Source organism: Mesorhizobium sp. M7A.F.Ca.MR.362.00.0.0 (genome assembly GCF_004023175.1).
Lineage (GTDB): Bacteria > Pseudomonadota > Alphaproteobacteria > Rhizobiales > Rhizobiaceae > Mesorhizobium.
On record NZ_RZTF01000439.1, the window covers coordinates 1 to 491 of the forward strand.

Here is a 491-nt window from a genome sequence, read left to right on the forward strand (position 1 = left end):
GTTCCGCCGGAGCCGGCCACACTGCCATCGCTGCCGTTGCTGCCGCTCTCGCCAGAGAATTCCCCTCCGTTGCCGCCGTTTCCGGATGTGCCTGCGCCGATGCCGCCACCGCCCTGGCCGCCGCCGCCGCCGCCATTTCCGCCGGCGCCGTCGGCCATGGCGGGACTCCAGGCCAGGCTGGCCAGGAGGCAGCCCGCGAGGGCGGTCGAACGTAGCAGGCCGCGGTTCGAGACGATGGCAATTCCTGTCAAGGCCAGGCTCCCCAGATCAGCACCGACGCAGTCGTGCATGTTCCCGGGGGCATAGCACCCGAGACCGAGGGCGGGTATCGTTGAAACTAGCTATGCCCGCCGCGCCGGGATACGCTGCTCAGGCCGCGGGCACTTGCAGGGCCAGCACGGTTTCGCCGTGCCGCGACCGCGTGTCGAGCGTGCCGCCCAGCCGCCCGGCCCGCGCCCGCATCGAGCGCAGGCCGGTGCCCGGGACGGGCG